Consider the following 19,057-nt stretch of genomic DNA (forward strand, 5'->3'; position numbering starts at 1 on the left):
CCCTCCTCAGTCTGCGGAAAATGGGATCATGGGCAAGTCCTCATACTCCGGTTCCCAGGCATAGAAGTATTCCATGGTCCAGTCGGTTAGTTCCGATTCCGCCGGGTCAAGGCTCCCGGTGGTGTTGTGGTAAATTGTGACGGTGCCGCCGCCAAAGATGTCATCCAAGGTGAAATAGAAGTCCTCCCAGAGGATCTGTGTGCCGTCTTGAGAGAGGGAAACGGTTCCCTGTCCCATCCCTGTCGGGAGACTGACGACATAGTGGAATGAGCCGTTTCCCAAATAGCCCAGGGAACCTTCCTCGTCCTCAAAGACCACTTGAGGTCGTCCGTCCACCAGCGTATAGACGGCGTACTGCAAAATACTGTGATCCGACAGGAACCCGATCACCAGCTCCGGCACGCCATCGCCGCTTAGGTCCTCGACTGCGTAGCCCAGGGTTTCCAAGGGGTCTTCGCCCCACTCCCGCATATCCCGCGCGGCTGTGAGAACACACTGTTCCCCGACGGTCTCGGCGGAGGAGCCGTCCGGGTCCACCACGATCTGGCGGTACCGCTGGATCAATCCTTCATAGGCCGTTTCCGCAGAGACCGGGGCGGGGGCGGCGGGAAGCTCGCAGTTTTCAAAGGAAACGCAGGACCAGTCCTCGGGAGCACCCATATCGGGGTTGTCCCGGAAGGTACAGTCCCGGAAGGTGATGCGGACGTCCTCCGGGTAGCCCTCCAGCAGGGGATTCCGATTTTGGAAGATCTCCGTGTCCCTGACCAGAACCTCCGTCTCCCCCCACAGGAAGAACATCCCGTCATTGTCGTAAAACCGGCAGCTGTCAAAGACCGCCTCTCCGGTATCGACCAGGCTGAAGATGCTGCTGGTACACTCGTAGATGTCCGTCTTAGTGACGGTGAGGCGGTCGGCCTTCTCCGCCCAGATGCCGTCGGCGCCGCAGCCAAACAGGCCGCACTCCTCCACGCGCACATCCTCGCAGGTGTCGATCCGGAGGACGTCGGCGTCGCACTCGCCCCGCTCGATCTCATGGCCGATGACCAGGCCCTTCAGGACGGCCCCGTCGCAGTGGACCAGGGTCACCACATCCGCATACCCGTTCTCGGTGATTAGGCGCACAGCCCCGCTTTCCTCCGCCTCCAAGGTGAGGCCGGGGGCGTTATAGATCGTGATTTCTCCATGTGCCAGGCTGTCCGGGCTTACATATCCGCCGCACTCTCCAATTTTCTCCTCCGTCAGAGCGGAGAAGTTGTAGTCGCCGGATTTCAGAATGATATGGGCGTCCGGGGCAATGACCCGGATCAGCTCGGCAGCGGTGGATACAGTGACCGTATCGTCCGACCCATGGGATTCCACTACCTCTTTTTGAGGCGGGGAATCGGTTTCGGGGTCCTGCTTCGTATCTGTTTGGGCGCAGGCCGTCAACGCGGCCAGCAGCAGGAGGGAAGCGCAAAGCGCGATCCATCTTCTCATGGCATACTCCTATTTTTTCGTTCTCTCAACCAAAGCTGGACATCAGGATCGTCGTATCGCCTGTCTGCTCTCCAAGAAGAGGCGTACCGCCCAGCTCCGTGACGGTCAGTGTGCTTTCATAGTCGTTCCCGCTAAATTGGGATCGCTGATCAAAGGCGGCCACTCCGGTCAGGCCGGGGCCGTTGCTGAATGCCCCCCACAGCCGGTAGGCGTACACCATGCCCTTCTCCGTCATGCCGAGATAGTTGAGGGTCCCGTGAATCTCCACACTGACGCTGCCGGTCTCCCGGAAGACGCAATAATTGAAGTTGTCGCCGTTCCCCTCCGACACAGTCAGGGAGCCGCCGGTCTCGTCGTTCCACCACGCGCTGTTTTGCAGGCTTGCCGGTATCGTGTACCGCTGGAAGGAAGCGGTATCCCACAGGCCCACCTTCTCTCCGCTTTTGGTAACGGCCCAGACGTCGGGGAGCCCGTCCGCGGAGGACTGAACGAGGTCCTTCACGTCTGCTGCGCCTAAAAGGGGCCCGCCGCCGCAGATGGTTCCGCACAGCAGGCAGGACAGGACATCAATGCACTCCACTCGCCCTTCCTCAGTCAGCAGGAACACAAAGGGTTCGTCCGCCTCCCCAATCTCGCCGCAGAAGATTTTGGTATAGCTGCCGTACAGCCCGTTTACGGTCAAATCCTTGTCATAGAGCGCGGCATCTGTGTGGATGAGGCCGTCTTCCCCCAGCAGGGCCTCCAGCTGCGGTGTCTGCCGTACCCGGAGTGTCACGGCATTGCCCTGCCGCTTCACTGTCAGATAGTCCCCCAGCTGGGCGGTTTCCACACCAGAGGTATCCTCCTCCAGCTCCAGGGCCAAGTCCCGGCTCAGATAACCCGCCCCCGCAATGCTACCGATAGGGGCAATGACATGGACAGTGCCATCATCCATATAGAGGGGCAGGTCCATGTTCAGGTTCTGCTCCGAGAGCGTCCAGCTCCGCAGCTCCTGATAGCCGCCGGAATAGATATCTTCCATGTCCCCCCAGCCAGCGTGGTAGGCATCGTCAAAGTCCTTCGCCGCCGCGCGGCGCAGGGCAGTCAGGTAGTCCGCCTCTGTTATGTTCTGCATCTTGAGAATGTCTTCATTGGTCAGGCGCACACCCTTTGCCGCATCATAGCTGTAAACGGTGTATCCTTCAAAGCCGTCATAAAAATAGGCGCATTTCAGCACCAGGGAGAGAATCTCCCCGCTGTGGAAGCTCTCATACTCCACGCTGCTGCAGTAGGGGGCCTCCTTTTTTTGGACGCTCTCCAGGCACTCCTTTGCGATTTCGCCGTAGGTGGAGGCGATCTCCTGATTGATGTCGGCGGCATCGGCTGTGTCATCCTCAATCTGCGGCACATGAAAGGAATACTTGTATGAGAAGCCGTCGCCGGAAGCGCCCTCTCCTTCCTCGCTGTAAAGCTCGGTGACGGCAATCTCCTTCGACTGTTCAGACGAAGGTTTTGCCGGTTCCCGTGTTATCAAGCCCTTGGTGGGCTCCCCGCCGCTGCTCTCCGACTGCTCTGTCTGCCCCGCCTGATGCCCGCAGGCGCACAAGGTGGTCAGCAGGAGAACAATGGCAAGGAACAAGGCCGTATGTCTCTTTTTCAAATTACTCCACTCCTTCCGGCTTGATCGGACTGGCCAAAAACAGCCGGCTATGCCCACGGGTCATTCGCCTTCGGCTGGCGGATGTCGGTCAGCAGGTACTGTTCCCACAGACACCACTGACCATCCGCTTTCTTTCGCAGTTTAACAGGCCGGGGGCTGTCCGCACCGCCGCAGGCGACATAGAGCCGGGCGTAGTTTTCCTCGTCATAGGAGTGCGGGTCCGAGGAAATTGTGACAGTATAGGGCTGGGTGGGAGTGTAGTTGTTCTCCGGTGTAGCGCCGGCGAAATAGGAAAAGATGATATAACTGCGGGCTCCGCCCCGGAAGCGATCCTTGATAAAGGAGATGTCCTGCCCGTTCAGTGGCCGCGGCCCCCGGAGGAAGTTCAGCAGTTCGGTGCCCACCGCCTGATCCGCGGCAAAGGCACACAGGGCGCATACCGTCAGCGCCGCCGTCTTGAAGGGGTATCCATCGCCGCCTCGGGAAGGGCCCGCATTTGATCCACGCTCTCGGGCAGGGCAGCGAACGTAAAGGTTTCTTTCTGATTGCCCAGGTTCTGCATGGCGGATCGGGCCGCCGTCTTGAGCTGGGACTGGACCTTGCTCTTCATCTGGTCAAAAATACTCATTATGTACTCTCCTTTTTCGTGTCCGGTCAGGCTCTGGGATAATACATCTCGCTGACATACTCCAGGCCCGTGATCTCCCAGCTGCCGGCATCATAGTAGACCTCGATCCAGGCTTCGCCGTAGTCATCCATGAAGCAGATAGTGCAGGCGTCGTTGAACCACCACTGGCCCTCCGTAATCTCGCCGTCGAAATCGAGGGAATAGGTTCCGTCATCATAGAAGGTGAAGCTCCACTGGTCGCCCGCCTCGCAGTAGAAGGTGCCGGCGGTGAGGGAGGCCACCGCCTCCTCATAGATGGCGCTCATATACCACTGCTCTCCCACCAGGTCATAGCAGGTCAGGTTGTCGAGGAACACAAAGTCCACCGCCGGGTCTCCCTCAAAGCTGTTCACATAGTGTCCATTCTCGCTTTCCATGGGCATATTCGTGCGCTCACCGCCATCGTCAATGGTCAGATAGCCGTCTTCAAACATGAGATAGTAGTCCGACCGCTTGTCGCCGTCCGGGTACCAATGCACATAGTCGTTGCTGCCGTCGTTTTCATAGCCCCACTTCATGTCCTCGGGATCCACGTTTGCCGCCGGCTCCGGCATGACCGGTCCCGGCGTGGGTTCCGATACAACGGGCTCCTGTGTGGTTGTGCCGGGCGTTTGGGTGGAGCTGCCAGTGCTGGGGGCAGGGGCATCTGTTCCTGTTTTCTTTTTTCCGCAGCCGGCCAGTGCCAGAATCATACAAAGGGCGAGCAAAAGGCTGACTGCCCGTTTCGTTGTTCTTTTCATAACCAAATCCTCCTGAAATCACTGATTAAAATTTCCCGCTCTTGCTGGAGAAACCATCGCTGTCTACGGTGGTGCCGCCGCTTCCGGAGCTTTTCTCGATTTTCGTGTGGGTCTCGGTGGTATGGGTAAAGTGATCCTCCCGCCCCGTGATCTCCACGCTCCCGGCGATGAGGTAGGCGTCGGCTTTTGTCTTGGCTGACACGGACTTCATCATGCGATCCGACACCCCCACGGCGATCACGAAGGCCGCCACGCAGCCCACCAGCAGGGAAATGCCGATCCCGGCCAGACGGATCAGGGGGTTGCTGTCCACATCCAGGGGATGCCCCTCCCGGGCGGACTGAAGCATGGAGCCGCTCTTTTCCAGATAGTCCTGAAAGCCGCCGTACCAGTCGTCATTCTTGAAATTGTCCAGGAATTTCTCGGCGAGCTTATCCTTGCCATAGTCGGTAAAAGCGGTATTGCCATAGCCGTAGGCCAAAAGGTCATAGTCCCGCTCCGCCATGGAAAGCAGGAGCAGCACACCGCTTTTCTCTCCGCCGTAGCCCAGGGAGTACTCCCGGTAGAGGTTCTTTGCGGCCTCCACCACGTCATTGCCATCGGCATAGTTGGCGAAGTTGTCCACCGCGATGATATACACGCCGCATTTGTATTTTAGGGAAATCTCCTCCGCCCGCGCCTCCAGATCAGACCACTCCTGCTCGGAGAGGAGCCCGGCTTCATCGGTGACAAAGTACAGCTCGGCCTCATCAAAGCCCGCGGCCAGGGCAGGGACACAGAGAAAGAGGGCCAGCGCCATCACGGTCAGAAGGGAACTGATTCGTTTTTTCATTCTGCCCCCTCCTCTCAGGTCAAAAAGGCTCTCGCAATCCATTGGCCCAGTCCGCTCCAGAGCATCAGGCCGCTGAGCGCCACGGCCAGGACGGCGAAGAACACCGTGACCTTTCCATTGGACACGGGCAAATCGCCCACCATCTTGCCCGTCTGGCCGTTCATCATAAAGAGGTAGTCCTTATCCTTCCACCTGGTGCGAAGGGTCCACACCGGCATCAGCGCGTAATGCACCTTGCCGCGGCGAAGGCGGACATTCCCGCCCACCTGATTCACTGTCTCATAGCCGGATACATCCCGGCGCATCTGGTCAATGGCGGAATTGTGGCACCGCCGGTCGGCACGTTCCATGCTCTCCTGGGCGGTCACATCGTATTTATCCGCAAGGTATCCGGGGAGATAGGCGGTGGAAAAGGGTTTCAGTCCGGTGTAGTCAAAGGGCTCAATGGAATCCATGTAGTCATCGGGCATCTTCTTGGAGCCGTCTACAGGTATCCGCTCAAACTCCATGGTGCCGGAGCGCCACACATCAAAATGTTCGGTGACGGTGACCCGGTAATCCCCGTCCGTGTGGGTATGGGAGCGGGTGGTGTGGAACCGGCAGTCTACCTCCGCACCGGCATCAAACAGCCAGAAGGGGACATAGATTCCCTGGACTTCCTCCAGATGATTGCCGCTGGAGAAGGTGCGGGGCAGGAAGAATTTTTTACTGTAGTGCTTTTTCAGTGCCGCGACAGCGGCCGTTTTGTCCAGCTTAAAGGGGAGTACATAATCCGGCTTCATGGTGCCGCCAAACTGTCCGGGCACGATGGTATTGTTGCCGCAGTAGGGGCAGCTGGTGGCGGCGGTGGTGGCGTCGCAAATCAGTTCCGCGCCGCAGGAGGGACAGCTGTACGCTTTCATTCCCTCACCGTCCGTACCCCAATCCTCCTGGAGCCCGGAGGTATCCCATGCTGGTTCTTCTCCCGGCCCACCATTTTCCCCCTTTGCATCCGCCTCTTGAAAAGCGGCCTCCGCTTTTGCCTCCTGTCCGGCATAGAGCGCCTCAATCTCCGCTACGTCGTAGCTCTGGCCGCAGTAATCACACTCCAGCTTTCCGGACTCGCCTACGAAGTGGAGCGGGCCGGTACAGGCGGGACATTTGTATTCGGTAATTTGTGCTGGCATAAGCAGTTCCCTCCCTGACCAGCCCCATGCGGACGAGCCCGCATGGGGCTGTATTTCGCAGCGTTATTTCTTCGTCAGATCATAGTCGGGAGCCAGGCCGTCTGTTGCCGTGAGGGTCAGGCTGCTGCCCGAAACCGCAAAATCATACACGACCGGATCGGCGAAATCGCCTTCCCTTGTAATCGTCACTTGGCTGCCGTCGATGGTATAGGTACCCTTGTTATCAAAGAAATCGCTCTCGCTGGTGAAGCCGCCTTTCCCGTCAAACTTCCATGTCACGGTGCCATAATCAGTGCCCGCCTGTTCCCAGGTCCCCTTGAGGGCGTCGCCTCCGCCGCCACCGCAGGCGGCGAGGGAGAGGATGATGGCCAAACAGCAAATAACAGATAAAAACTTTTTCATAACAATTTACCTTTCTTTATGCAATGTAATATGGTTTATTGAACTAACTGGAGGCTGCCGAGGATGCTCTGTACCTCCTCGCTTCTAAAATCGCACTGGTAGCCCTTCACCAGGAGTGCTTTCTCACCAAGCTGCGCGGCAGCGGCATTTTCAGCCAGATACCAAGTACCGTTGGCCAGCTCTTTTGTCCCGGCATAGGTTCCGTAGGGATCCTCCGACTCCAGAACAGCCCGCGCCGCCTCAATGCCTCCAAAATACTCCTGTGCCTGCAGATAGGGGTCGCCCAACTCAAATTCCTCTGCATGGCAGATGAAGTCCGCAAGGTCAACACCGTTCATGTCGGTGCCGGAAACCAGGCTCCAGCCGGAGGGCAGCTCCGCTGTCACCATATCGCCGGAGGCCGAAACCGTCTTAGGCGCACCGCTGTCGGTTTCTCCGAAGCCTCCGCAGGCGGGCAAAGCCAGCAGTATAGCTGCGGTGAAGAGAAGCCAAAGGATCTTTTTTATCGTAAGTAACCCTTTTTTCATGGCCTCATCCATCCAGCAGGCCCGGACTGGTCTCCACCGATTGCAGCTTTTCGATCCCGATGGAGTAGTCTGTCACCTCAAAGACCAGGGTGGCGTACTCCCCGCTCTCAATGGACCACTGATAGACATGGGTCTTGCCCGTATCCCACCGGGGATCATCGATCAGGGGCTTGCCGTGGATATAACCCATGGAATTATAAAGGCTGTCGTATGGGGCAGAGCCGATCTGAGAATCGGCGTAGAAGCCGATTCGATCAACCAGTTCATCCCGCGTCATCGGAACGACGCCGGTGGCGCTGGCCTTGGACAGGCCGTAGTCGCCGTAAACGGGCACCTGCCAGGTACCGTCCACCGCGGAGGCGTTGGGGTCGTTTCCGCCCTGGGGCTCCATCTGGCTGTCAGGTATCTCTCCGGGGGCGAGGCCGCCGTAGTCGCCGCCGATCACTTCCGGCATCTCCGCGCCGGTCTGGATGGCAGACAGATACCAGTCGTAGTGATCCGGCAGACCATCGGGCTGATCTGCCTCAATGTCCGCCCAGTCCAGGCCCCAGGGCCGCAGGTAGATCGTATAATCATAGCCGCTGAAAAAATCATCCGGATCCTTATAGCTGCCCTCGATGCAGATGAGATTTTCATAGCCCAAGCCGTCCGGGTCCACCAGCCAGTCGGCGTTGCCGACATCGCCGTCCGAGAACCAGCCGTCCTCGCTCTTGAGCCGTCCCTGCTCAAAGCCGCCGTCGGAGATACACACCGTCACGCCGGCCCGGGGATCGTCCACGGAGGTGGCCTCGTCCCAGAGGATCAAAGCGCCCTCTCCGTTTTCGTCGATCTCGATCCTGGCCATGCAGTCCATATAGAAGCCGTCCAGGGAGGAATAGTCATTGGTGCCGTTGCTGTAGGCCGTCCAGCCGTACCAGTCGCCGTTCCAATACTGCTGATAGGCTGTCAGCTCCGCGTCGGAGCCGTCTCCGCCCACCGGTTTCAATCCGCCGGAAGCGCCCGCAGTACCCGTCTTCTGGAAGGTCATCGACTCGCCGGTGGACTCCTCAAGAACGATCATCCCGTCTTTGTATGTATAGGTGTAGACGGCGCCGGACCCGTCCACGGTGATTTTCCCGTCACCCCAGGTAAGGGAGCCCCTGCCATCTATCTGGAGCCAGCCGGTACCATCTGCGGCCAGTTCCATGGTATACAGCTCGAACCCCGAGGTCTCCAGGAAATCATGGTCGAAAACATCACCCTCGAATGTCATCTCATAGAGCTGGTAACTGCCGGCCTCCTCCGGGCCGCTATCCTGAGTGCCGGAGCCGGACAGCTTGACGGTCTGGGTGTATTCATGATCGTCAAAATCAGAGAAGACAATGATCACATCATCCGTCGTGTTGACCAGCGTGAGGGCAATAGCCACCTCCAGCGTCTGGCCCTTCTTGACCTTCTCCTCATAATTTTTGGTGATCTGGTTGTTGTTTTCATCGTACATCGGGGAGCCCAGCGCCTCACCGGCTTGGGTCGCCTCAAACATGAACGCCCAGGCAAAGGATTGCTCGTCCTTGTTTCCGTTGGTGTAGTCATAGGTCAGGACCATCGCGTCATTGCCCTCATCGTCCTTGGTAAGCGTATACCCCTTGAATACGGCGGTGTACTTGCCCAGGGTGATGGTCTCCGCCTTGTCGCCGTCATCGGCGCCGCCCTTGCCCTTATCTCCGCCGCAGGCGGCCAGGGAGAGCGCCATCACCAGCGCCAATATCATTGCAAGAGACCGTTTTATCTTAATTTTCACCTGCATTTCCTCCTTTTTCATGGAACAAGTGCTTTTACAGCTCTCATTCCGGTTTTGGTTCTTCCAAGGCATTGAGGGATACTTCCCCCGCAATGTCCTGAAGCAGCCTCAGCAGCTCATGGGCATAGATACCACTGTAGCTGTTGGTAAGCTCTTCACCGTTCTCCCGCCATGTGACCTGGATATTACTGTCGGTTGCGTCCATAAGGCCCGGTTCCGGCGGGCTGTAGGGGGATAGCTCCGCCCTGCGCAGGAAGTCAGCCAGTTCTTCCCAGCGTTCTAAGGGGACTGGCGGACACGCCGTATTGTCAGTTCGTGTTCCATCCAGCCGGAATCCCTGAAAGCCGGAGCTTTCCTCTCCGATCTCGATGCGCTCGCCGGTCTCCGGATCCGTATAATCGCAGTACAGGCGGGGCGCGGCGGATTCCTGCTCAGAGGCTGTGATCCGGAAATCAAAACAGCCATCGTAGCTCATGGCGCTTTGATGCCAGGAAAATTCCACTAATTTTGCCATTTCAGAAACCTTCCGCATTTCCCCAGTTTCGTTTTCAGCGGGCTTGGGCTGGCCGCACTCCGTACAGAACCGCCCTGTGTTCCCGGCCTGTCCGCAGGAGCAAGTCCAGCTCCCCTCCGGGGCGGGCTGGTTCTGGCCGCTCTTTTGGGAATTTGTTTCTCTTGCGATGTTCTTGAGCAGTTCCAGCAGCTCGTCGGCATAGTGACCTCTGTAGCTGTTGGTAAACTCTTCGCCGCCGTCCCGCCATGTGACCTGGATCTTACTGACAAATGGAACCGCGTGTACCTCCATATCGCCCGCAGGACTCGGGCCTGGCTCATGGTAGGCAGGCAGCTCCGCTTTGCGCAGAAAATCAGCCAGTTCCTCCCACCGCGCTGAGGGAATGGTTGGGCATAGCTCTATGCTACCCTCATCCCCGATTTGTACGATTTCATGGGCTTCCTGGTCCATATATCTGCAAGACAGGCGGGGATCAATAGGATTCTGTCCGGCACAAACGATGTGGAATCGAAAACCGTTATCGCCAATGGTAATTTGATCCCATGAGAACTCCACCAATTCCGCCATTTCTGAAACCTCCCGTATTTCCCCCGATTCACTTTCAGCGGGCTTGCCGTACTCTACCCGGTTCAGGACAGCCTGCTGTCTCACACTGCCCTCTTCCTCTTTTGAAACGGTTATGTCCAGGTGCAGCCTGCGGTTTTCCATATAGAGGCTCTCCATGGTACTGGAGACGCTCCCGGCCTCGCTTTCAAATTGCTTATCATAGAAGTTAAGCTCTGTCTTGACGTTCAGGTCATCCACCTGGAAATCGAAGGAGAAACTACCGCTATATACCAGCTCCTGCCGGTAGCTGAGATAGAGTTTGTAGTCATCTATGTGTGCGCTCCACACGCCGTCCTCCGATGTCCACTCGGCACTCAGCAGTTCCAGCATAGGTGCCGCCGGGTTTTCCATGCCGGGACGGTCTAAGACCTGGAGGCCAAAACGCAGATACAGCCCCGTTCCCACTAAAGCAGCCAAAGCTGCAGAAGCCAGGATACCCAGAATCTTCATTTTTCGGTTCATCCCTGGAGATCGCCGTCATCGAAGGGATCACCGCACTGGGGGCAGAACTTGGGAGGATGGGCAGGATCGGGCGGCTCCCAGCCGCATTTGTCGCACTTGTACTGGGGTACGCCGGCGGGCTTGGGCTTGCCGCATTCGGCGCAGAACTTGCCCTTATTCACCGCGCCGCAGGAGCAGGTCCAGCCGACGCCGTCCGCAGGCTTGGGCTTGCCGCACTCCGGGCAGAACTTCCCGGTGGCCGTGGCGCCGCAGCTGCACTGCCAGCTCCCGGCGGGGGCGGTCTGGGGCTTACCGCAGCTCTGGCAGAACTTGCCCGTGTTGCCGCCCTGACCGCAGGAGCAGGTCCAGCCAGCAGGAGCCGTAGGGGCGGGCTGCTGGGCCTGCTGCTGACCCATGGCGTAGAGGTTTTGTGCGTTCATGCCGCCCATCTGACCGGCCATCCCCATACCCATAAAGGCCATAGCAGGTCCGGTGGCGGTATTGGAGGCCGCCGCCTTCATGGCCTCGGCCTGAGCCCGGGTCAGGGCGCCGGCGGCGCGGGTGGGATCGGAGTAGGCCGCTTCCCGCTGCATCTCCTTGATCATCTGCTCGTCTTCCTCGTTGGCCTTCACGGAATTGACGCCCACTGCGCCGATCTCGATGCCGCGCCTGTCCCGCCACTTCTCCGAGAGGATGTCCTTCAGCGCCTGGGACAGCTCCTCCGTGTGGCCGGGCAGGGCGGAGTAGCGGATGCCCATTTCACTGATGCGGGCAAAGGCGGGCTGGAGGGCAGTCAGTAGCTCACTTTTCAGCTGGCTGTCGATCTCTGTTCGGCTGTACGACTGCGCCACGTTGCCGCAGACGTTGGTATAGAACAGCAGCGGATTGACGAGCTTGTAGCTGTACTCGCCGAAGCAGCGGATGGAGATGTCCAGGTCGATGCCCGCTCGCTGGTCCACCACCCGGAAGGGGACCGGAGAGGCGGTGCCGTACTTGTTGCCGATGATCTCCTTGGTGTTGAAGTAGTAGACCCGCTGGTCCTTGGGAGCCTCGCCGCCGAAAGTGAACCGCTTGCCGATCTGCTGGAACACCTGGCCGATGCTCTCGCCCAGATTGCCGGAAAAGATGCTGGGTTCGGTGGAGGCGTCGAAGGTAAACTCGCCCGGCTCGGCGCAGACCTCCACCACCTTGCCCTGCTCCACGATCATCATGCACTGGCCGTCGGCCACGGCAATGATGGAGCCGCTGGTAATGATGTTGTCGCTGCCCTTGGTATTGCTGGAGCGGCCAGAGGTGCGCTTTTGCCCCTTTACCGCCAGAATGTCTGCAGGGATGGACTCGCAGTAAAAATACTCCTTCCACTGGTCGGCCAATACGCCGCCCGCGCTGCCCAATGCTGCCTTAATAAGTCCCATAAGTAGTTCCTCCTTGTTTTTCTGATTGGATATGTCTGCTATTTGACTATACCGAGCTTACTTTTTCGCCCATTACCGGCGCCACTGGGCTTCCCTGCTCCTGTAAGCGGGCGGCGCAGGAGGTACACAGATCCAATTCCTCGCAGATCAGGAAGCAGTGGTCGCATACCAGCCGGTGGCAGATGGGGCATTGATTGAACGCCTTTCCGGCCTCCGCTGCAGCCCGCAGCAGCGCGGCCTCCTTCTCCCGCTTGTAAAGGGCGTCGAAGATCACGCGCTTTCCCTCGTTGGGGGGATCGACCCCCGCGCGGGAGAAGCGGACGGGTCTTGACCGCCAGGCCGTTCCACATTCCGCACAGTGCAGCGCAAAGCAAAACGCCTCCCGTGTGGAGCAGTCCTGCAGCAGTTCCTTTGGAATTTGACTCATCATTCTCACCACCTTTCAGCCGCCGGTATCTGGCGCTTCTGTATTTCTTTTATCAAAAAGGTGCGGGAAATGATATGGTCCTGAGTAGTATTTTGGGGCAATTTCAGGAAAATACTACTGAGTAGTATACAAGATATTGAATTTTGTTTTTGCAGCACACAATATATTGATTTTGCAAAAACAAAAGGGCCCGCTGGTCGTGTGACCAGCGGGCCGCGTTCAGATGTGGTAGGCGATCTGTTCCAGCCTTCCGCACCGGCGGAAGAGGTCAATGTAGAGCATCAGTTCCTCCCGGGTGGTGACGCCCAGCTTACGGTTGATGTTGGTGTTATGCTTTTTTGCCGTGTTGACGCTGATAAAGGCCCGTGCGGCAGTTTCTTCGATTTTATAGCCGTCAATATAATATTGCAGGACCGTCCGCTCCATGGGTGTCAGCTGTTCCACACGGTGGAGGAAATCGGAGAAGAACGCCTCGATTTTGGGCGGCAGCTCATCACCGGGCTGTGTCTGGCCGGCCTTAGACTGGAAAAAGGCCATCAGCTCGTCGATCTCCGAGATCCCGGAGCTGCCCTCTGGGAAGGAGGTGTCCCGCTGGATCGCCTCCAGGCTTTGGACGATGGGTTTGACAAACCGCCGGGAGAAGAACATCGCCAGCGCCAGCATGGCCAGCAAAAAGGCCAGAGAACCGCCGATCCATGCCATGCGGTTGAGGGAGGCGGCGCCGCGGTAGCTCTGCTCCGGTACCAGAACGGCCACGGTCATCTCGCCGCCGTCCTGCGTGGCGAATGGCAGTCTGCGGTGGAGACCGATATAGGTGTCCTGCCCCTCTGTCGTATAGGTATAAAAATAGGACTCCCTTTTGATCCGCAGTTCCTGGGCGATGTCCAAATGCGTCCCGTCCTGGCCTCCCAGCACGCCGTCCGAAAGGCTGAACACATTGCCGTCGGCGGACCCCAGGGCGACGATCATGTGCCCAAACTCGCCTTCCGGAGCGGGGTAGGCCAGCTGGAAGTACAGGGCGCTCAGTTCTACACCGCACAGGCCGCAGACAGAGCCATCGCTGCCCACGATAGGGACGCACAGCAGCAGCGCATCCTCCCAGGTGTCCTTCAGATTGATGCGGCGGCTCCAGAAACAGGCACCGGACAGCTGGGGCATGGTCTGCCCCATGGACTCACGGTAGCCGGGAAAGCGGTCGATGTCAAACTCCAGGTTCCAGCGGTTGTGCAGCTCCAGGCCCTCGGCCCGGGCGATTTCAGAGGAGCCCCGGAAGTAGGTCACATGCTGGTTGACCGGGCTGGCTGCGCTCAGGCAGGCATAGCGAAGGTACAGGCCGCTTCGGGAGTGCTCCGCTCCCGGGGCTTGGGTGTTCACCGTGGCGTCCAGGATCAGAAAAGCCCCGCTGCAGTCCCCGGTCTGCAAGGTCGTATTCAGGGTCGGATACAGCGCCTGCTGGAGCGCCGCCAGCTGCTCCGGCTGATCGTTCAGTGTCTGGATGGAGACGCCGTAGCCAAGGGCCTCCTCAATCTGCGTGGACGCCTGCCCCGACAGATGGATGCACTGGGCGGCCAGGGTGTCAAAGTGGCCGGTCATGTCGGCGTATGTATTGGAGAGCCGGGCCTCCAGATCCTGGTTTAATTTGCGGGCGGGATTGGAAAATACTCCCGCAAAGCTGAGAACCACGAGAAAGAGGGCGAACACCACCAGAGCCATCATGACCCAGTACAGCATGAGCTTGCGCTTCATGCTGATGCTCTGATGCCTGGCCTCTTTTGTCAATGTCAGCAGCTCGCCGACACGATTGCGCATATTTCCACCTCGCTTTTCTCTGCCGGTATCTTATTTCTGATAGGTGTTCTTAAAATTCTGATAACAGTCCTGAATCAGCTGATCCAAGACAGCCGGGTCTTCGCCGTTGTCCAGATACTCCTTTCTGCCGGAGGTCAACTGAAGCCGGATGCCTTTTTCAAAACGGGTCTCCAGATCCAGGTAGGTATCCACCTGGGGCATCGTATAGAATGTGTAGTTTTCCTGCGTTTCCAAAAAGGCTTTGTAGAGTTCCACATACTTGGGGTCATCCAGCGCCTCGATGGCAGTGGGGAGATAGACATCAAAGGATTCCTGCTTGACCGGCATATAGCCCACTTTCGTCACAAACTCCACGTTGCGCTGTGGGTCTGTGAGCCATTTCAGGAAGGTGACCGCCGCCTGCTCCCGTTCCGGTGTGGATTTCACGGTGCAAAATCCGCCGCCCCGCTGGATCACCAGCTTCTCTCCGTTTTCAAAGACGGGGCAGGGCATAGCGATTAGCTCCACCTCCTCGGAGGTGTTGTCCCCGTAGGTGACTACGTTGCTGTAGTAGAGTACGCTGGCGGAGGAGGCCACGGAGACGATGGAGTCTCCGGTCCGCAACGGCTCGGTGGCGTATCCGCCCTGGAGCCATATCCCGCCGCTGAGCGCCGCTTCGGCGTAGGGCTCCCAGGCGGCGGTAAACTGGGGGCCAAAGGCCAGTGCGTCTCCGTCAAAGAACGCCTCTCCCAAAGACTCCACGCCCACCTGAAAATAGTTGAAGTGGTAATCGTGGACGAAAAAGATTTTCCCATCATGGGGAACATCCGGCGTCTGGGCGTCCGTCCAGTCGTAGTATTCCTTTGCCTGACGAAAAATGCCCTCCCAGGTGGAAAGCTCTGAGAGCTGGACCCCGGTGGCGGCGGAAAAAGCGTCGTAGGCAGTCTTATTGATAAACATAATTTCCGTGGATTTCGCCACCGGGAGGATCACCTGCCTGCCGTCGATCACGCCCTCATCCAGGAAGGACGGAATAAACTCTGCCAATTCCTCCTGAGAAAAGTAGTCCCGGTAATCCACCAAAACGCCGCTGTCCGGCATGGCCAGTACCGTTTTTGGATAGGAGATGAACAGGTCAGGCAGCTCCGAGGCCCCTGGCTGGCTGTTGGCGGAGGCCAGCACCGCCTCATGGATGGTATTGGTATTGGAAACCGATGTGACCTGGATACGGATGCCCTCCTCCGCGCCAACAGTCTGATTGAACTGGTCAATGAGATCATTGAGGGGCGAATCGGTCTGCCCGCCATAGACGTGCCACAATGTCACGGTCACCGGCCCCTTTGCCGGCCGTCCGGCAGTACAGCCGCCGCAGGTCACGAGAAGTGCCAGCGCCGTCAGAATCGCCAGTATCGGTTTTCTCTGTTTCATATCATCTTTCCCTCATTAAAGCGTGTCCACCAGGGCCACCAGATAGCTGGCGCTGATGGAGCCATAGATGAACTGGTCGATGAGACCGTCCTTTTTCGCTTTGCGCACCCGGTCGGCCACCTCCGGCTCTGAGTTCTCATCCACGACAAATACGATCTTGCAGTCCGGGTTCGCCGCCTTGACCCTGTCCCGGAGCTTCAGTCTCTCCTCCACCGTATAAGAGGGATACCGGGTAACTTCCAACAAAAGGACGGAGGCGAAGCCGATATACTGCTCCAGTTCCTCCTGGGTATATACCTTTGTCACCAGGAGATCCTTTTGCCCATCGTTTTGCAGCGCCTGAGAAACTGCGTCAGAAAAGACATAGTTCTTCATGTGAATAATGATGTATCGCATTTTGCTGCCTCCCTCTGCTTAAACCCCAAATGTCAAGCCGGACCATCTTTACAGCTTCTATATTAGAGATATGTAAAAAAAGTGCCCTATCAGAAATGATAGTTTTTTGAGGAAGGGCAAAAAATTTCTCGCCCGGTTCCATACCGGGCGAGAATCATAGTTCGGATTTGGGCCGTTACAAGCCAGGGACGATGAAGTCCTTGTTGATGAGGTCGGCAATCAACCTGACCCGGTTTTCGTAACCAGTCTTTTGCAAAAGCTGAGTCACATGGTAGCGGACAGCCGCTACGCTGACGCAGAGCTTTTCGGCAATCGCTCCGTCTGTGCTGCCCTCCGCCATCAGCCGCAGCACCTCCAGCTCACGACCGGAGATCTCGGCGGAGGACATATTGCCAATCTGGACATGAGGTGTTTTATCAGGATAGATGTGTTCGCCGTCCATGGTGCGGTCCATCACGTCCAGCAGCTCGTCTCCCTCGATCTCCTTGTACCAGAAACTGTCCGCCCCGGCGGCCTTGGCCCGCTCCAGCAAGTCTATGGTGGTCATACCGGTGACGATGATGACCTTCACGCCAGGGAAATGCCGCTTGATGGCGGCGGTGGCCTCAATGCCGTCCTCATTGTTGGCAGTACATACATCCATCAAAATGAGATCGATGCGGTTTTGCATACACAAAAGCTCCGCCATGCCCGCGTTGGAGGTCTGGGCTGCCAGTTTGTAGCGGTCAGAGCCTTTCATGTAGCCGATCATGCTGTCCCGGGACATTTTCCGATCCTCCACAAGAAGCACGTTTATCATGGCGTTTCCTCCTTTCCGGGCAGGGTAATCACAAGCCTGAAACGTGGGGTGCTTTCCACCTGCATGGAGCCGCCCGTACCTTCGATCCGGCGGCGCAGAGCACTCAGGCCGCCGCCCTCTATGACTTCGCCCGCGGGAGCCAGGCCGTCGTTGGTGATGGAGGCGGTCAGGGCGTGAGGTGTTTTAGTCAGCTCCACCGTCATTTCACTGCCCTTGGCGTGGCGCACCGTATTGATGGCACATTCCCGCACAGCGGCGGTCAGCAGATAAGCGGCGCCGCTCTTTTGGGGGAACTCACCCCGGACATGGAGCGCAACGCCGATTCCGGCAATCCCCTCAGTCAACTCCGCCAGGGTCTTATCCGAGTCAAAGGCGTCCCCATCCTGTTTCCCGACAGCGCCCAGGGTGTCGCCGATGTGTTCCCAGCGTTTGCCAAGGGCTTTCAGCCTCTCCGGAGGAAGCTCCCTTTGGGTGAGCATATTGCGGGTCAGTCCCAGCAGCTCGCCCATCTCGTCGTGAACATGGGTTTTCACGGCAAAGTTTTCCTCCTCCCGCACAATGTTATCAAGCTGGGCATAGAGATTTCTGGCTCGCGCGTTTACTTCCTCCAGCCGCCGGTTTTCCTGTTGCAGCTCGTCCTCCTTTTCATAGAGGGCGGTGACATCCACTGCCAGCACCTGGGTATAGGCGTTGCCATCGGCGTCGGTGATGGAGCTTTGGGTAAACTTCCACACCTTGCCTTCGGGGAAACGGTAGACGTTGGTGTCCGCACCTACGCTCTGGATGCCGGCTTGTGGTTTTTCCAGCGCGTCCAGCAGTTCGGAGATATGCTGCAGGTCCACGCCCATCAGGGTGTAGCAGAGCCGGTACATCTGTCTGTTGCTCAGGATCACGAGGCCGCTTTGATCTGCGAAGCAGATACCGGAGGGGAGGTTGTCAAGACTCTCCTTGATAGAAGCCCTGCCGATCCGCTCTCTGCGAAACCATGTCATGGGGTGTCACCTCCCTCGGTAATGGTCAGGGCGCAATACCAAACTCCGTCCTCCTTTGTGATGCTGGCGTTTTCAAAGGCAGTGGAGAGCTCCGCCAGATCCGCGTCACAGGAGAGCATCAAGGTAATCCGCGGTGACCATGCGTTCCCCGTGGCAAAGACGGTCAGATCGGTGAGGGTATCAAGAGACAGCTCCACCGCTGTCTCGTAAAAATCAAAGAGGGTGCCCACAGCGTCAAAGGGCAGCTGGGCCGCGAGATCGAAGCGCAGGGCGCAGGTCACGCCGCATAGCCGCAGATTGGCCTCCGACTCCTGCAAGCACAGATGAAGCTCCTCCGCTGGAGTCTGTCCCAAGCTGTCGGAGAGCATAATCAGATTGCTGCGCCGCTTCAGATAGGCCCCGATGACCGCCAGCTTCCCCAGTGCCTTTCGGGCGGCGTCCTCCGTCCCGGCGGTTTGCAGTTCTTTAGAAACCTCGCTCAGCAGTAAAAGGTGGGGCTTGATGGTCTCCTGTACCATATCGAAGAGGCGCTTTTGCTCCTCCAGCCTTTTTCTGCGCCGCTTCTGCTTGTTCTCTTCCTCCAGAAGTCCGTTGTAGCTCTCCAGTTCCTCCTTTGTGCCGGAGAGCTCGTCCAGCAGAGCCAGCAGGGCGGATATGTCCTCCTGCCAAAACACATAGCCGTCCCGAATGGGTTCGGCGCAAAGGCGGATGCCTCCGTCCAGGATCACGGTCTCCTGTTTGGCCCGCTCCAGCACCTTTCTTTCTACCGACTGGATGGCCTGGGCGGCATAGCAGACGTTCAAGTCCCGGTCAGTGATCTGCGCGGCAATGGAGGAGGCCCGGAACAGCTCGGCGTAATGGCTGTTGGATCGGATCAGGCCGCACTGGATGCAGCTTTCAAAAATCAGGGCAATGAGAAGGCAGCTAACCGTGGTCAGGTCGCCTAAAAACAATCTAATCACTGGAATCCCCATTATGTATAAGAGTGCGTAGGCTAACATGAGGAAAAAGGGGACCAGCGG

General features: G+C 58.0%; 19 protein-coding genes. All 19 read right to left on the reverse strand.

Translation table 11 applies throughout. The features are described 5' to 3' along the window. Window positions 1-6: 6 nt before the first annotated feature. The 19 genes from MR825_RS05820 to MR825_RS05905 all read right to left on the reverse strand — a co-directional run bounded on the left by MR825_RS05820 (window position 7) and on the right by MR825_RS05905 (window position 18,997). Window positions 7-1,476, reverse strand: coding sequence for a right-handed parallel beta-helix repeat-containing protein (locus tag MR825_RS05820; RefSeq protein WP_287879457.1), 1,470 nt, complete (start codon window positions 1,474-1,476; stop codon window positions 7-9). Between the two features lie 25 nt (window positions 1,477-1,501). Continuing rightward, window positions 1,502-3,115 (reverse strand): hypothetical protein, encoded by a 1,614-nt coding sequence (locus MR825_RS05825; protein WP_287879459.1) that lies wholly within the window; start codon window positions 3,113-3,115, stop codon window positions 1,502-1,504. A 47-nt stretch (window positions 3,116-3,162) separates the two neighbouring features. Continuing rightward, window positions 3,163-3,561: a DUF6935 domain-containing protein gene (locus MR825_RS14385; RefSeq protein ID WP_441328109.1), complete on the reverse strand. Its 399-nt coding sequence runs from the start codon at window positions 3,559-3,561 to the stop codon at window positions 3,163-3,165. Further along, a complete protein-coding gene (locus MR825_RS14390) occupies window positions 3,558-3,743 on the reverse strand; it encodes a hypothetical protein (RefSeq protein WP_353845868.1) in 186 nt (61 codons plus the stop codon). Before MR825_RS14390 ends, MR825_RS14385 begins: the two co-directional genes overlap by 4 nt. A gap of 26 nt (window positions 3,744-3,769) precedes the next feature. Further along, the gene (locus MR825_RS05835; protein ID WP_287879460.1) at window positions 3,770-4,522 is read right to left on the reverse strand and encodes a hypothetical protein; all 753 of its coding nucleotides are present in this window, start codon (window positions 4,520-4,522) and stop codon (window positions 3,770-3,772) included. A 25-nt stretch (window positions 4,523-4,547) separates the two neighbouring features. Then, complete coding sequence (locus MR825_RS05840) at window positions 4,548-5,354, reverse strand: TPM domain-containing protein (RefSeq protein ID WP_287879462.1); 807 nt, start codon at window positions 5,352-5,354, stop codon at window positions 4,548-4,550. Window positions 5,355-5,368: 14 nt separating this feature from the next. After that, window positions 5,369-6,520, reverse strand: a complete 1,152-nt coding sequence (locus tag MR825_RS05845) for a Trm112 family protein (RefSeq protein WP_287879464.1) — start codon at window positions 6,518-6,520, stop codon at window positions 5,369-5,371. A gap of 63 nt (window positions 6,521-6,583) precedes the next feature. Continuing rightward, window positions 6,584-6,922: a DUF5640 domain-containing protein gene (locus MR825_RS05850; protein ID WP_287879466.1), complete on the reverse strand. Its 339-nt coding sequence runs from the start codon at window positions 6,920-6,922 to the stop codon at window positions 6,584-6,586. 35 nt (window positions 6,923-6,957) lie between these two features. Continuing rightward, window positions 6,958-7,461 carry a hypothetical protein gene (locus MR825_RS05855; protein WP_287879468.1) on the reverse strand — a complete coding sequence of 168 codons (504 nt, stop codon included), beginning with the start codon at window positions 7,459-7,461 and terminating at the stop codon, window positions 6,958-6,960. Then, the gene (locus tag MR825_RS05860; RefSeq protein WP_287879470.1) at window positions 7,454-9,229 is read right to left on the reverse strand and encodes a DUF5067 domain-containing protein; all 1,776 of its coding nucleotides are present in this window, start codon (window positions 9,227-9,229) and stop codon (window positions 7,454-7,456) included. Before MR825_RS05860 ends, MR825_RS05855 begins: the two co-directional genes overlap by 8 nt. Before the next feature lie 43 nt (window positions 9,230-9,272). Further along, window positions 9,273-10,799, reverse strand: a complete 1,527-nt coding sequence (locus tag MR825_RS05865) for a hypothetical protein (protein ID WP_287879471.1) — start codon at window positions 10,797-10,799, stop codon at window positions 9,273-9,275. 8 nt (window positions 10,800-10,807) lie between these two features. Then, window positions 10,808-12,205: an SPFH domain-containing protein gene (locus tag MR825_RS05870; RefSeq protein WP_287879472.1), complete on the reverse strand. Its 1,398-nt coding sequence runs from the start codon at window positions 12,203-12,205 to the stop codon at window positions 10,808-10,810. A gap of 46 nt (window positions 12,206-12,251) precedes the next feature. Further along, window positions 12,252-12,632 (reverse strand): hypothetical protein, encoded by a 381-nt coding sequence (locus MR825_RS05875; RefSeq protein WP_287879473.1) that lies wholly within the window; start codon window positions 12,630-12,632, stop codon window positions 12,252-12,254. 219 nt (window positions 12,633-12,851) lie between these two features. Next, a complete protein-coding gene (locus MR825_RS05880) occupies window positions 12,852-14,441 on the reverse strand; it encodes a helix-turn-helix transcriptional regulator (RefSeq protein ID WP_287879474.1) in 1,590 nt (529 codons plus the stop codon). A 30-nt stretch (window positions 14,442-14,471) separates the two neighbouring features. Continuing rightward, window positions 14,472-15,848 (reverse strand): extracellular solute-binding protein, encoded by a 1,377-nt coding sequence (locus MR825_RS05885; RefSeq protein WP_287879475.1) that lies wholly within the window; start codon window positions 15,846-15,848, stop codon window positions 14,472-14,474. A gap of 15 nt (window positions 15,849-15,863) precedes the next feature. Continuing rightward, window positions 15,864-16,244 carry a hypothetical protein gene (locus MR825_RS05890; protein ID WP_287879477.1) on the reverse strand — a complete coding sequence of 127 codons (381 nt, stop codon included), beginning with the start codon at window positions 16,242-16,244 and terminating at the stop codon, window positions 15,864-15,866. Window positions 16,245-16,419: 175 nt separating this feature from the next. Next, window positions 16,420-17,043, reverse strand: a complete 624-nt coding sequence (locus MR825_RS05895; RefSeq protein ID WP_287879479.1) for a response regulator transcription factor — start codon at window positions 17,041-17,043, stop codon at window positions 16,420-16,422. Further along, a complete protein-coding gene (locus MR825_RS05900) occupies window positions 17,040-18,035 on the reverse strand; it encodes a PAS domain-containing sensor histidine kinase (protein ID WP_287879480.1) in 996 nt (331 codons plus the stop codon). The genes MR825_RS05895 and MR825_RS05900 overlap by 4 nt, the downstream gene beginning before the upstream one ends. After that, window positions 18,032-18,997 (reverse strand): hypothetical protein, encoded by a 966-nt coding sequence (locus tag MR825_RS05905; protein WP_287879481.1) that lies wholly within the window; start codon window positions 18,995-18,997, stop codon window positions 18,032-18,034. Before MR825_RS05905 ends, MR825_RS05900 begins: the two co-directional genes overlap by 4 nt. Window positions 18,998-19,057: the final 60 nt, after the last annotated feature.

This window comes from Lawsonibacter sp. (genome assembly GCF_022777125.1).
GTDB lineage: Bacteria > Bacillota > Clostridia > Oscillospirales > Oscillospiraceae > Lawsonibacter_A > Lawsonibacter_A hominis.